Here is a 14577-nt window from a genome sequence, read left to right as displayed (position 1 = left end):
ATTTTTTTATATCTCAATTAAAATAATAAAACTGAAAGATTACTCTTCCCATTCTTCTTTTATTTGTCTTGCTTCATAATCTGCAACCATCTCTGCTTCATAATCTACTTTTTCTCCTTTTGAGAAACGACGAATTGCACTATCGAACAATGAATAAACCACAGGAACAATAATTAAGGTTAGGAATAATGATGACACTAAACCACCAATAATTACCCACGCCAAACCGTTGTTCATCTCCGCTCCTGCTCCTTTTGCTAAGGCAATTGGAATCATCCCGAAAACCATCGCAATTGTTGTCATCAAAATTGGACGAAGACGCGCATGATTAGCTTGCACTAAAGCATTGTGTGTCGTTTCACCAGCTTCTTTTCGGTGATTGGTAAAATCGACCAATAAAATGGCATTTTTACACACCAAACCAATCAACATAATCATTCCGAGAATCGTAAAAATATTCAATGAATTATTTGTTAATGCTAAAATCACGAAAACTCCGATTAATGATAATGGAATCGAAAATAATACCACGAAAGGATAAATAAACGAGTCGTACAAAGCAACCATTACCAAGTAAACCAAGATAATTGCGGCCAATAATGCATAACCTAAAGTACCAAAACCTTCGGATTGATTTTCTTCATCTCCACCCCAAACATATGAAACACCAGTTGGTTTTTTAGCATCAATTTTTGTCAAACTATTCTTAAAATCAGTTACAATATCACCCGTTGTACGACCAACCGATTGCGCCTGAACCGTTACAGAAGGTGTTTTATCGCGACGTTCTAAGAAACTTGGACCTGAACTTTGCGTAACCGTTGCAAATTGATCTAATCGAATTTGTTGTCCTTTATCATTCACAAATATCAAACTACGAACATCATCGATATTCGAACGATTAAAATCATTGTACTGAATATTAATATCATATTCGTATTCACCCGCTCTAAATTTACCATCTGTATTTCCAGAGAAAGCAGTTTGCATCGTCAAACCAACTGTTTGTAAATTCAATCCTAAGGCTGACATTTTATCACGGTCAACTTGCACATTAATTTCAGGATTTCCGGCTTCTGTCGTTAATTTCACTTCCGAAGAACCCTTAATTTGCTCTAATTCGTGTTTTGCTAATTCAGCAAATTTCATGGCGCTTTCTAAATTTGGACCTGTCACAACCAACGCTATTGGCGCTTGTTCCGCTCCAATTAAACCAACTGGAACAGTTTTAACCTTAGCACCAACTAATTCTTTTTCTAAATCGCGTTTTACTTTTGCCGCATAAATAAATGAATTGTCTTCACGCTCTGATTTATCATTTAAAATAACGTCTATTTCTGCTTTATAAGCTGTTGCTTGTGCTGCTCCAAATCCTTCAGAACTTTGACCAACAGTTGTAATCATATCAACAACTTCTTTTTTACCACGTAAAAATTTTTCTGCTTTTTGCGTCATAAAATTTGATTCCTCTATTGTTGCATCTTTTGGTAACTCTATTTGAACTAAGAATTCACCTTTATCTGTTTTAGGGAAGAATTCACCACCAATATATTTTCCTCCCATTAAAACTCCAATAACTGCAAATAAAACGATAAATACCCCAATAAAAACTCCAATTCTACGAACGGTAGATTTTAAACACCATTCTAACATATCAGAAATGAAGTGGGTAAATTTCATTAATTGTTTTTCGAACCAAAGAATAAATTTCTCAAAAATATTTTTCCCTGTGATATGTTCTAATTTCCCGAAACGAGAAGACAACCAAGGAACAATTGTAAATGACGACAATAAGGATAGTAAGGTTGCGATAACGACTGTCACACAAAACTGTGCAATAATATTCGCCACCAAACCTGTACTCATTGCAATTGGTAAGAATACCACGACAATTACCAACGTAATAGCTGTTACTGTAAATCCAATTTCTTTTGCCCCATCGTATGATGCTCTAATTTTCGATTTTCCCATCTCCATGTGACGGTAAATATTCTCTAAAACAACGATAGCATCATCCACTAAAATCCCTACAACAAGCGATAAACCAAGTAACGACATCAAGTTTAAGGTATACCCCATTAAGTACATTCCGATAAAAGTCGCAATTAACGATGCTGGAATAGAAACCATTACAATAAAAGCATTACGAATACTATGTAAAAATAAAAGCATTACAATTGCAACTAAAACAACTGCTAAAACTAAATCGAAAATAACGTGATCTGCCGCAGCCAATGTAAAATCAGACGTATCATTTACAATCTGAATTTTAAGTCCTTCTTTCTTATAATCTGTTTCAACTTTTTTGATGGTTTCTTTCATCAATTCAGAAACTGCAACCGCATTTGCATCTGATTGTTTTACAACCTGAACAATAATCGCTGAACTCTGATTAACACGTGCAATTTTTTCTACTTCTTTTTGAGAATCTTGCACAAAAGCAACTTCCGATAAACGAACTTGAATTCCATTATTCGAAGAAATTACCAAATTATTTAATTCATCAACTGATTTATATTTTCCAGAAAGACGAATAATTGTAGAGTTTTCACGTGTTTTTACACTTCCTGTTGGGAAATCTAAATTCGAAGTTAAGATTGCTTGCTGAACTTGAGGCACAGATAATCCATAACCTTTCAATTTCACAGGATCTAAACTTACCTGAATTTCACGTTCTTGTCCTCCAATCAAATTTACTTGCGCAACACCTGTCACACGCGATAAAACTGGTTCTATTTTTTTATCTAACAAATCATACAAATCTTTTTCTGTCAACTTATCAGACGTTACACCAGCTGTAATAATTGGTAAATCACTTAACGAGAATTTCGTCAAAGAAGGCGGATCTACATCATCAGGTAAATCTTTCTCAATGGCATTAATCTTACGTTGCGCATCATTCAACGCTAAATCTGCATTTGCATCAGAATTCAACGTCACCATTACAACCGATAAACTTTCGTATGATTTCGATTCTACTTTCTTTACATTTTCTAAGGCTGCAACCGCATCCTCTATCTTTTTGGTTACAGAATTTTCAACTTCGTTTGGAGAAGCTCCAGGATAAACTGTTGAAATCGTAACGACATTCGTTTCAAATTTTGGGATTAATTCGTATCCCATTTGCGTATAACTAAACAATCCTCCCAAAGTCAAAATCGTGAATAACACGATAATCATTGTAGGTCGTTTAATTGATATTTCTGCTATTTTCATGGAAAAACTACTCTTATTTTACAACTTTCACTTTCGTTCCATCTTTCAGATTAATCTGACCACTTGTTACGATTTCAGCTCCATCTTTTAATCCGCTGATAATTTCAACTTCAGTTCCAACCGTTTTCCCAATCACAACTTTCGTTAATTTTGCTGTATTATTTTCAACCACGAAAACTTGTCCAGAACTAATTCCGTTCACAAACGCATTCGCAGGAACAACTAATACATTTTTCCCTGCATTAACATCATCTTTTGTAGAGAAAACTGCCGTTCCATACATACCAGCTTTTAAACCAGAATTATTTGAAACTTGAATTTCCACAGGAAAATTTAATGAAGCATCTGCTTTAGGTGCGATAAAAGAAATTTTTCCTGCAAATTCTTGATCTGGAAAAACACTCGCCAACACTTTGATGGTTTGACCAACTTTAAGATTGACAACCTCAGCTTCTGTTACTGTAACTTGTAATTTTAATTTTGATACATTTACAATATCAAACATTTGAGAACCTGGTGCTACTACAGATCCTGGCTCTATGTAACGCTTGTTAATCACACCAGAAATAGTTGCTTTTACATTGGTATCACGAACACGTAAATTTTGTGCAGAAACCGCTGCTCTTGCATTTTTTAATTGCAAACGCGAATTATCTAATTGTTGCTTTGTTACTCCTCCAGTTTTGTACGCATTTTCGTAACGTTGATTATCTATAATCGCATTTTGAAGATTATTTTGTGCTTGAGTTACATCAACCTCAATTGCATCTTTTTTAATCGTCGCCAATGTTTGTCCAACAGAAACATAACTACCTTCATCTACCAATACACGAACAATTCTTCCTGAAATTTCTGAAGGAAAACTCATTTCCTGAAATGGCGCAAACGTTCCGTTTGACGTATAATCTGTATTTAAGCTTTCGTATTTTGCTTTAATTGTATTTACCACAACCTCATCGTTACTAGCATTTACAATCGCAACTTCCTCTTCTTGCTTCGCTTTGTTATTTTTGATGATGTAAACTGCTCCACCAATCAAGCCAGCAGCAATTAATATATAAAGTAAAGTTTTTACTGATTTCATAAATCGGTTCTATTATTGAATTAATATTTTTAAATCTCCTTTTGCTTTGATTAATGCGATTTCGGCAATTTTATATTCTAACAAAGCATTTGAGTAATTATTTCTAGCATCTGTCAACGCATTTTCAGCGTCTAAAATTTCTGTCAAATTAGCTAAACCTTGTTGGTAATTATTTTGTGTATTTGCAAGTACTTTTTCTGCCAACGATACATTTTCTTCTTGAATATCGACACTTTTTAACGCATTTTCTATTTGCGCTTTTGCATTTTGATATTCCAAACTCAAACCAAGTTTTGTGTCATTCATTTGTTCTTCGATATCCAACAAATCAATTTCAGCTTGATTTATTTTTGCTTTTGTAGCTCCTCCAGAAAAAATCGGAACTTTTACACTCAAGCCAATCGAAGCTAAATCTGACCATGTATAAGTTTTTGAAGTAATAAATTTTTCACCAAAACCTTGCAATCCATAATTACCAGCCAAACCAACAGTTGGATAAAGATTTGCACGTTCAGCTTCTTTTGCAAAACCTAACAATTCTTTTTGTTTTGACAATACTTTAAATTCTGTTCTATTTTCTACATTAATTTGATCTTCTAACAAAACTAAATTCGGTGTGATTGTTTCTTCTGTCAACGTAATTGGCTGTTCTATTGGATAACCCATATAAAATTTCAATGCATTCTTGTTAATTTCTACTGCATTTACCAATTGTTGGCGAGATGAAGATATGTTATTTAATTGTACAACTATTCGGTCTAAATCAATAGGCTTTGCCAATCCATTATCCACTAAACTTTTGATAACATTGCGAACTTTATTCGTGTTTTCGTAACTTTTATCAATTGTTTTTAATTTCTCTTCTTGAATAAAAACTTGATAATACGCATTCGCTACTCGCTCTATAATTTGTTCATCTGTTAAATCCGCATTAATTTGGTAAAATTCACGTGTAGATTTTGCTGCTTTAAGTCCTGTAAAAACACGCTGATCAAAAATATTTTGATTAACCGTAACTCCCAAACTCGAATTCCATGGTTGTCCCATTTTAATGATAGTTGTTTGCCCTCCCATTGTCAGTGCAGTTTCTTGCACAATTGGATTATACTGTAATCCTGCATTTGCACTAACCTGTGGCAAAGCTCCTGCTCTAGCTTCATCAATTTTATATTCTGCTTTTTTGATAGCCAAATTCGCACGTTTAGCATCAGCTTTATTTTCTAATGCAAAATTTACTGCATCTTTAAGTGCAATAATTTCTTGGGCATTAGCAGAACTCATCAACGCTACAATCGCTATAGAAAGTAATTGTTTTAACCTTTTCATTGATATATTAATTATTAAAAAGTGTATTGAGAATAATTTCTTTTCGATCAGAAAGAATACGTTTGAAATCTTCGTCGCTCAATTTCAAATCCAATTGAAGTAGCGGACGAATTGTAAATGGATAATTAACCAATGAAATCATGTTTAACAAAAACTGAAGTGGCTCCATCTTTTTAATCGTTCCTTTTTCCATTTCTTCCTCTAATCTTTCGTAAAAAACATTTACAACTACATCTAAATCATCTTTCATTAACTTAGAACACATTGTATTATTTTTATTCATTTCGGTAACGATGTAAGTTTCCAAATATGGATACTTGATTGATGTTGCAATAGAATCCTCTATAAATTCGCCAATCATTTCTTTGATATCACGATTTCTATCAAAAATAGCACGCGATTTTTCATTACTTACTCGCGTAGCTTCTTCGTAAATAATACTAATTAAATTGTTTCGCGATCTGAAATAATAATTAATCATCGTTCTATTCACTTTCGCTTCATCAGCTATTTCTTGCGTTGTTGCATGAAATCTACCTTCACCAAAAAACATTCTTTTCGCTGTTTCTTTGATCAATTCTTCTGTATCGTCTTTCATATCTGTGCGGCTTTTTTATTTTGACAAAATTGTCAAACAAAATTATTAATATATTTCGTTAATCCAAATAGTTAAACATTATTTTTAAAAAAATTGAAGAAAATCATAAAGATTACCGAACTGATTATCCGTAAATTTGCTTGATGAAAGAACAATATGATTTGATAATTGTAGGTGCTGGGCCAATTGGTTTGGCTTGTGCAATAGAAGCGAAAAGAAACAATCTTTCTTATTTAATTATTGAAAAAGGTGCTTTAACAAATAGTTTGTACAACTATCCTTTGTATATGACATTTTTTTCGACTGCCGAACGATTAGAAATTGGAGAAATTCCGTTCAATTGTATTGCGCCAAAACCTGGTCGACAAGAGGCGTTAGAATATTATCGAAACATTCATAAATATTTCAAATTCAATCTAAATCTATACGAAGAAGTTGAAACGATTAATAAAGTTGAAACAAATCATTTCGAAGTTAAAACATCAAAAAATAACTATTCAACTAACAATATAGTCCTTGCAACTGGTTTTTATGACATTCCAAACTTAATGAATATTGAAGGTGAAAATTTGCCAAAAGTTCATCATTATTACAAGGAAGCTCACCCTTATTCTTTTCAGAACGTAGTGGTTGTTGGAGCGAATAATTCTTCTGTTGATGCAGCTTTAGAATGTTATCGAAAAGGTGCCAATGTAACAATGGTGATTCGTGGCGAAGGTTTTACGCATCGACTAAAATATTGGGTTCGTCCTGATATCGAAAATCGAATTGCAGAAGGAAGTATCAAAGCTTATTTCAACTCGAATATTACTTCTATTGACGAAAATCAAGTTCATATCAAAACACCAGAAGGTGATATTTCAATTGAAAATGATACCGTTTTAGCTTTAACTGGTTATCATCCAAATTTCAATTTTTTGGAGAACTGTGGAATAACTTTCAGTGATGATGAATTGAAAACGCCAACTTATAATCCCGAAACAATGGAAACAAATGTGGATGGTTTATATTTGGCAGGCGTTGTTTGTGGTGGTATGTTGACAAATATTTGGTTTATTGAAAATTCGCGCGTACATGCACAGCAAATTATTGAGGCAATTTTAGCAAAAAATAATAAATAAAAGTTTCTGTATTAATCAGAACATAAAAATAAAAATAACATGAAAGACCTTTTCGGACAGGCAATTTTAGATTATCAAACCAATCATTCGCCCGAAGATCTCTATACCGAAACATCAATTTCTGAGTTGGATGTGATGCCAATTGATTATCTTTTTAGAGATTATGATGACATGCCAATTTTGGAGCAAAAAGCATTGGATTTATCAAAAGGAAAAATCTTAGATGTTGGTTGTGGAGCGGGTTCTCATTCACTTTATTTGCAAGAAAAAGGGTTGGATGTTTTAGCAATTGATATTTCTCCGAAAGCGATTGAAGCTTGTTTATTGAGAGGAATCAACAATGCAAAAGTTCAGAATTTCCTTGAAATCAATGAAGCTGAGAAATTTGATACGATTCTATTTTTGATGAACGGAACTGGGATTTTTCAGAATTTAGTTTTAATTAATGTTTTCTTGGATAAAATCAAAAATTTATTAACCGAAAATGGTCAAGTTTTGATTGATGGAACTGACATTATTTATATGTTTGATGAAGACGAAGATGGTGGAAAATGGATTCCAAGTAATGGAAATTATTATGGCGAATTAGATTTTACGGTTCATTATAAAGGCGAACAAGAAGAACCTATTCAATGGTTGTATTTGGATTTTGATACACTAAAAAATGCGTGCGAATATCATCAACTAAAATGTACAAAAATAAAAACCGAAGGAGATTCTTATTTAGCAAAAATCACTTTGTAAAATATCGTTTCGATAATAAATACAAACTCATTAATTCATCAGAATTAGTGAGTTTTTTTGTGTTAAATATTAACTAATTTTAGCAAAAGTTTAATTTTTCTAAAAGTTTATTTTTATTAATTTTAGAAAACTCATACTAACACAAACTTATATGAAAACTATTCACGTCAATGTGAAACAATTGGGCAAAAAACATCCAATTCTTGCCGAATTACCTATACAACTTAATACAGCAAAAGATACAATTTCTGTGTATGAACTTCTTGATTTTATAGTTCAACAACAAGTTGAAGAATACAATCAAAAACCGATAGAAAAAGAAGATATTGATACAGAAAAACTTCCTAAAGAAAACTATTTACCACTTTTAATTGAATCAGGTAAAGTAGGTTTTTCTAGTATTTATAACGAAAACAAAGCTGATTTATCCAAAGCACAAGAAACCGCAAGACAAGCTTTTGAAGACGGAATGTTTGCGATTTTCTTAGGAGAAGAACAAATCGAAGATTTAGCTGAAGAAGTTTCATTAACATCAAATCAATCTTTTACATTTATACGACTTACTTTCCTTGCTGGAAGTTACTGGTAGAACGAACAAAACTCAAAACATATGCCTACACTTATTGAAATTTTGACTCCATTTGAGACAAAAAACAAAACGCAAGAGCTTGAAAAAAAATTAAAAAAATCTGCAGAACTTTCTCTTTTACCCAAATCAATCAAAAAAGAAGTTGCCGAATTAGGATTATTAATTCTAAAAGGTAACACGGATTATTACTCAGAAATTGATTACGGAACCAAACAATTTTTCAAATTAAAAGAATTAATTTCTGACAATATCTGGGAAGATAAAAAATACTATAAATTATTAGAACTTTTTTATGGTGAAGAATTGGCTCCTTATGTAAAAAATAGTTGGAATAAAATGTCTCAACATATTTACCAATCGGGATATTACAGACGATCTTTTCGAGCGCCGAATCAAAAAGATTACATTCTTGTCAAGCAGATCAATTTTCTACGAAATTTATTGACAAAACCTTCTCAATACACTTCCGAAGGCTATAAATACTATGATTTACCAATTGTTGAGCAAATTAGACATTCTTCTGACATCGGTATTAATGATAGTTACACATTGATTTGGTCTGAAATGATTGACCAAGGAAATCAACAGATTTATCAATTAATGGAAGATATTATTTATGGAAAAGATCCTATAGGAAAAGTTTCGCGAAATATTATCAAAGCATTATTAAATTCTCATAAACCTGAAGCGTGGGAATTGGTTGAAAAACTTTTGCTTTCTGCACAACGACAAGAAGGTTTGCGACAAACAATTCTCGAAACGTTAGACGAAACAAGTATAGGCGCATTACAATCGTTGATAAAAGTTATTATTAATGAAAAATTAGCTCGCTTTTCTTCTGTTGTTCGCGCTGTAGATACGTGGACAGGCTTAGGTTGGGAAGCAGAAAAAGAAACCACAATTCGTAATATCTTAGCTTTTGCTGATCTATTTTGGACTCATCCTGAAACCATAGAAAAAGGAATAGAAAGTAAAAATAACAACGAAGTTTATATGGCGCTTTGGTCGCAAGGTGTAACAGATATTGATATTTCATTAAACTATCTAGATAAATTACTTGAGAAAGGAACAATTGAAAAGAAATGTCTGGCTTTAAAATTTGCAAGCGAAACTTCTATTTACGAAAAAGAAATAAGGCTTTATAATAAAGCTTTAGACGAAGTTAATTTACAAGTTTTCTCTTTCTTTTTACCACGAATGATTTCTGTAACTTCATCATTCAAATTTCCTAACGATGACACTTTAATCGGTCTTTTTGATAAAGTTTTACATCTTGCAGAAACAATTCAAGAAAAGGAAAAAACATTCGAAGGAAAAGTATTTTCTTGGTTAAATACAAAATTCTCTAAAGACGATTTATATTCAGTTGCGATTAATTTAATTGGAGAAGACCAAACAAAACTTGAACGAATTTTAGCTAAATTTGATCAATTAAGTCTTTCGTTACGCGAATCTTTAACGCGTTTGGTTTTAAAAGATTTTTACAGTTATTCATATTATTATATGGATCAGAAAAAATCAACAAAAAAGGTTTCTGATTTTCAGCGTGAATTTGCCTTAAAAACGATTAAAGATCGAGGTGAAAGTGTTGTTGCTTCTTCATTGAATACGTTGAAACATACAGAATTAAATCAACAAGAAATTGAATCGATTCAAGATTTATTTAAACGAAAAGGTGCCAATCTTCGCAAACATTTAATTCAATTAATTCTTCTTCAAAATGATGAAATCATTTCAACTTTTACGCAAAATTTAATTGAAAAAGGTGATGCTGAACAGCGTTTGGCGGGATTAGACATTTTGTTACAATTAAACAAAGAGAAACGTGCTACTGATTTTGTAAAACAAACTGTCAGTTCTTTTAACGAGCGCAAAAAAATCACTGAAAAAGAAACTATTCTTTTAAAACAATTAGATCCAAAAAGTTCTAATGATATTTTATCTATAGAAAATGGTTTTGGAATTTACAATCCAACTAATATTACGCCGTTCGAATTACCGAAATTGGATAAAGATTCGGTTTATTTGAAACATACAAAGAAGAATAAATACGGTTTTTTAAAATCTGAAAACGAAATTGTTAAGAATTTAGAACAATTAAAAGATCTTTATCTTCAAAATAAAGATTACGAATATGAGTATGAAGATTGGAACAATAGCGTAATTACAGATTTGTTGGGAAATAGTTTTAATCCTTTGAAACGAAATACTCAAAACTTAACTGCTGACGAAAAATTTGCAAATTATCCGTTACACGAAACTTGGGAAAAATGGTATTTAGATAGCAAGTTAACACCTATCGATCTTTATTTATTGACGATGGAAGAAGAATGCGACCGAAAAGTTTGGCGAACTATTTTAGAAAATTATGTGTTCTATAACAAAGGAAAAATTCCAAACCCTTTAAAAACTGATTATTATTGGAACAATCCTTTAAAATCGATTTTGTTTATTCTTCAAGAAAAATTCCCGTTTGAAGATGCTAATAATTTCGTGATTGATGGGACAATTCAATTGTTTTCTGCCTTACCAAAAGACGTTATTAATTATCAAAGTAAAAGAGATAAAAACAATTATTATTACAACGAAGAATTTGGAAACGGTTGGCAAAACGAACGCTTTTTTGATATTTTTCTGAACAAAATAAACCTTATCAATCTAGAAAAAGATGATGTCCAAAAAGTATGGAATATCTACAGATGGCGTCAATACAATGGTTTAGAAGAAAATATAAAATTTAATAAACCGCCACTTTATATTTATTGTTTGGCTTACCAAAATAAATTCATCACAAAAGATGAAATGTACGAAGGAATTCTAGATCCTGATCGTATCAATGAAATCACAAGTGATCGAAAAAATTATCGCTACCAAGGAAGTAAAACCATGCAAGAAGATTTTCCTTTCTTAACTGAAATGATTGAAAATATTCGAGAAAAATTTTTAGATGTCGAACTAAAACGTGGAGATTCTAATACAAATGTCACTCAATTTGTTCAAAGTTTTGAGCATATTTATGGAATAAATCGTTTTGTTGAAATTTTAGATAAACTCGGAAAAGCTAAACTTTTCAAAGGATACATTTATTCTTGGCGTTATACAGATGTTACAAAACAGAAATTATTTAGTTTCTTAATCAAACGATGTTTACCACTAGAAACTGATACGCAAGAAGAATTCAATCAATTAGTAAAGAAAGCTAAAATTTCAGAAAGTCGTTTAATAGAAGCTTCTGTTTATGCTCCTCAATGGCAAAAATTAGTTAGTAATTATTTAGACTGGAAAGGTTTAGACGCCGCGATTTGGTGGATGCATGCACATACAAAAACATCTGGCTATCAAGCTGAAAATGCTGAATTAGAAAGTGAAGTTGCAAAATATTCCTCAATTGATATTCAAGATTTCAAAGATGGAGCGGTTGACAAAGATTGGTTTACAAAAGCATATAAAGAATTAGGAAAATCGCGTTGGGAAATTTTGTACGAAGCTGCGAAATATATTACTGACGGAAATGGACATCGTAGAGCAAGACTTTATGCAGATACTTTGACAGGAGATTTAAAAATTAGAGAAGTTACAGCCAAAGTAAAAGATAAACGAGATCAAGATTATTTGCGTGTTTACGGTTTGGTTCCATTGAGCAAAACAAATGCAGAAAAAGATGTTTTATCGCGCTATGAATATTTACAACAATTCAAAAAAGAAAGTAGAGAATTCGGATCGATGAAACAAACAAGCGAAGCTTTAGCTTTGCGAGTTGCTTTAGAAAACTTGGCAAGAAATGCAGGTTATCCAGATCCTATTCGTTTAACTTGGGCAATGGAATCTCAACAGGTTCAGCAAATTTTATCAAAAGATACACAAGTCGAAATTGATGGTACAACAATAGGTTTGATTATTGATGAAGACGGAAAAGCAGATTTGGTAACTTTTAAAGGTGATAAACAATTAAAATCGATTCCTCCAAAATTGAAAAAAAACAAAGCAGTTGTAGAACTTACTAATTATCGTAAAACATTGCGAGAACAATTTACTCGTTCGAGAAAAGGATTAGAAGAAGCGATGATTCGTGGAGATGAATTTTTATTTTCAGAAATTGAAAATTTATTTTCGCATCCAATCATTTCAAAACATTTAGAGAAATTAGTTTTTATTTCAAGCAAAAATACAATTGGTTTTTATCTAAACGGACAATTAAAAGACGCAAAAGGGGATTTACAATCTATTGATTCTACAGAAATGTTCCGAATTGCTCATTGTTATGATTTACATCAAAATTCTGTTTGGATTGATTATCAACATTATTGTTTTGATCAAAAATTAAAGCAACCTTTTAAACAAATTTTTAGAGAATTATATATTCCTACAGCAGATGAACTGAAGGAGAAATCTATTTCTCGTCGTTATGCAGGACATCAAGTTCAACCAAAACAAACATTGGCTTTATTAAAAACTCGTGGTTGGAAAGTTGATTACGAAGAAGGTTTGCAAAAGGTTTTTCACAAAGAAGGTTATCAAGTTAAGCTATATGCTTTGGCAGATTGGTTTTCTCCAGCTGATGTTGAAAGTCCAACTTTAGAAACTATAGAATTTCACTCATTAAAAACACATAAAAATATTCCTTTCGAAGAAATAAACCCTCGAATTTTCTCGGAAGTAATGCGTGACATTGATTTGGTTGTTAGTGTAGCTCATGTTGGCGGTGTTGATCCTGAAGCAAGTCATTCTACAATTGAAATGCGAACAGTTTTATTAAATGAAACGACTCGATTATTCAAACTGAAAAATGTCGAAACAAAAGGAAGTCATGCTTACATAAAAGGAGAAATGGCAGAATATAGTGTACATTTAGGAAGCGCTGTTGTGCATCAAGTACCAGGTTTGTATTTATCTATTTTACCTGTGCAATCGCAACATAGAGGTCGAATATTTTTACCTTTTGCTGATGATGATCCTAAATCTGCAGAAGTCATCTCAAAAGTTTTATTATTAGCAAAAGATAATGAAATAAAAGATCCAACTATTTTAAGTCAAATAAAACGAGAAATAAACTAAATAAAAAAAGCGAAGAGTTTTTATCTCTTCGCTTTTCTTTTTACAAAAAATTGATAATGATATAAAGTTAATCAATAGTTGAACAATTAATTATCTTTTAAAAAATTCATAAATTAGTGGAGATTAAACGCAATTTATGGAAGAACACCTGCCAAAACTCATTACCGATCTTGGATTAATTCTATGTGTAGGCGCTGTGACGACGCTTATTTTCAAACGTATCAACCAACCTCTTGTTTTAGGTTATATTATTGCTGGTTTTTTGGTTGGGCCACATTTCGAATATATTCCGTCCGTTGCAGAAGAACATAATGTGGAGATTTGGGCGAAAATTGGTGTTATATTTCTGCTTTTTAGTCTTGGATTAGAATTTAGTTTCAAAAAATTGCTCAATGTTGGTGGCTCTGCCTCAATCACTGCAATTGTTGAAATTATTTGCATCGTAACCGTTGGTTATTTTGTTGGTCGATTTATGAATTGGTCTACAATGGACAGTATTTTCCTCGGCGGTTTATTAGCCAGTTCTTCTACAACCATTATTATTAGAGCGTTTGATGAATTAGGTTTAAAACGAAAAAAATTCGCGAATGTCGTTTTCGGAATTTTAATTGTAGAAGATATTGTGGTCATTTTATTGATGGTTATGCTTTCTACAATGGCGGTTAGCCAGCATTTTAACGGAGCAGAAATGATTAATTCTTTCGTTAAATTAGGGTTCTTTTTGGCGGTATGGTTTATTGGAGGAATCTTTATTATTCCAACTTTTCTACGTTCTATCAAAAATTATTTAGATGATGAAACCTTATTAATTATCTCAATTGGGTTATGTCTTGGAATGGTTTAT

General features: G+C 31.9%; 9 protein-coding genes. 5 read left to right on the top strand and 4 right to left on the bottom strand.

Annotated elements, in window-relative coordinates; all coding sequences use genetic code 11:
• Positions 1-39: 39 nt before the first annotated feature.
• Genes B2217_RS13210 through B2217_RS13195 form a run of 4 tightly spaced genes read right to left on the bottom strand, consistent with a single transcriptional unit; the run spans position 40 to position 6224 of the window.
• Positions 40-3216, bottom strand: coding sequence for an efflux RND transporter permease subunit (locus B2217_RS13210; protein ID WP_291122797.1), 3177 nt, complete (start codon positions 3214-3216; stop codon positions 40-42).
• 13 nt (positions 3217-3229) lie between these two features.
• Positions 3230-4300, bottom strand: a complete 1071-nt coding sequence (locus B2217_RS13205) for an efflux RND transporter periplasmic adaptor subunit (RefSeq protein ID WP_114999782.1) — start codon at positions 4298-4300, stop codon at positions 3230-3232.
• 12 nt (positions 4301-4312) lie between these two features.
• A complete protein-coding gene (locus B2217_RS13200; protein WP_219034224.1) occupies positions 4313-5626 on the bottom strand; it encodes a TolC family protein in 1314 nt (437 codons plus the stop codon).
• Between the two features lie 7 nt (positions 5627-5633).
• Positions 5634-6224 carry a TetR/AcrR family transcriptional regulator gene (locus B2217_RS13195; RefSeq protein ID WP_280037077.1) on the bottom strand — a complete coding sequence of 197 codons (591 nt, stop codon included), beginning with the start codon at positions 6222-6224 and terminating at the stop codon, positions 5634-5636.
• A gap of 143 nt (positions 6225-6367) precedes the next feature.
• On the opposite strand from B2217_RS13195, the gene B2217_RS13190 reads away from it, so the two are divergent.
• The 5 genes from B2217_RS13190 to B2217_RS13170 form a co-directional block, all read left to right on the top strand.
• Positions 6368-7345: a YpdA family putative bacillithiol disulfide reductase gene (locus B2217_RS13190; protein ID WP_291122795.1), complete on the top strand. Its 978-nt coding sequence runs from the start codon at positions 6368-6370 to the stop codon at positions 7343-7345.
• A 39-nt stretch (positions 7346-7384) separates the two neighbouring features.
• Positions 7385-8089 carry a class I SAM-dependent methyltransferase gene (locus B2217_RS13185; protein WP_125350536.1) on the top strand — a complete coding sequence of 235 codons (705 nt, stop codon included), beginning with the start codon at positions 7385-7387 and terminating at the stop codon, positions 8087-8089.
• Positions 8090-8240: 151 nt separating this feature from the next.
• The gene (locus tag B2217_RS13180; RefSeq protein ID WP_291093500.1) at positions 8241-8678 is read left to right on the top strand and encodes a hypothetical protein; all 438 of its coding nucleotides are present in this window, start codon (positions 8241-8243) and stop codon (positions 8676-8678) included.
• Between the two features lie 21 nt (positions 8679-8699).
• Complete coding sequence (locus tag B2217_RS13175) at positions 8700-13733, top strand: DUF4132 domain-containing protein (protein ID WP_291122793.1); 5034 nt, start codon at positions 8700-8702, stop codon at positions 13731-13733.
• Positions 13734-13869: 136 nt separating this feature from the next.
• Positions 13870-14577: cation:proton antiporter (locus B2217_RS13170; RefSeq protein WP_291122791.1), on the top strand; the 708-nt coding region annotated here is incomplete at its 3' end.

Origin of the sequence: Empedobacter sp. UBA7620 (assembly GCF_002484185.1) — a bacterium.
GTDB lineage: Bacteria > Bacteroidota > Bacteroidia > Flavobacteriales > Weeksellaceae > Empedobacter > Empedobacter falsenii_C.
The sequence above is the reverse complement of the archived record's forward strand: the minus strand, read 5'-3'. Positions and strand labels throughout refer to the sequence as shown.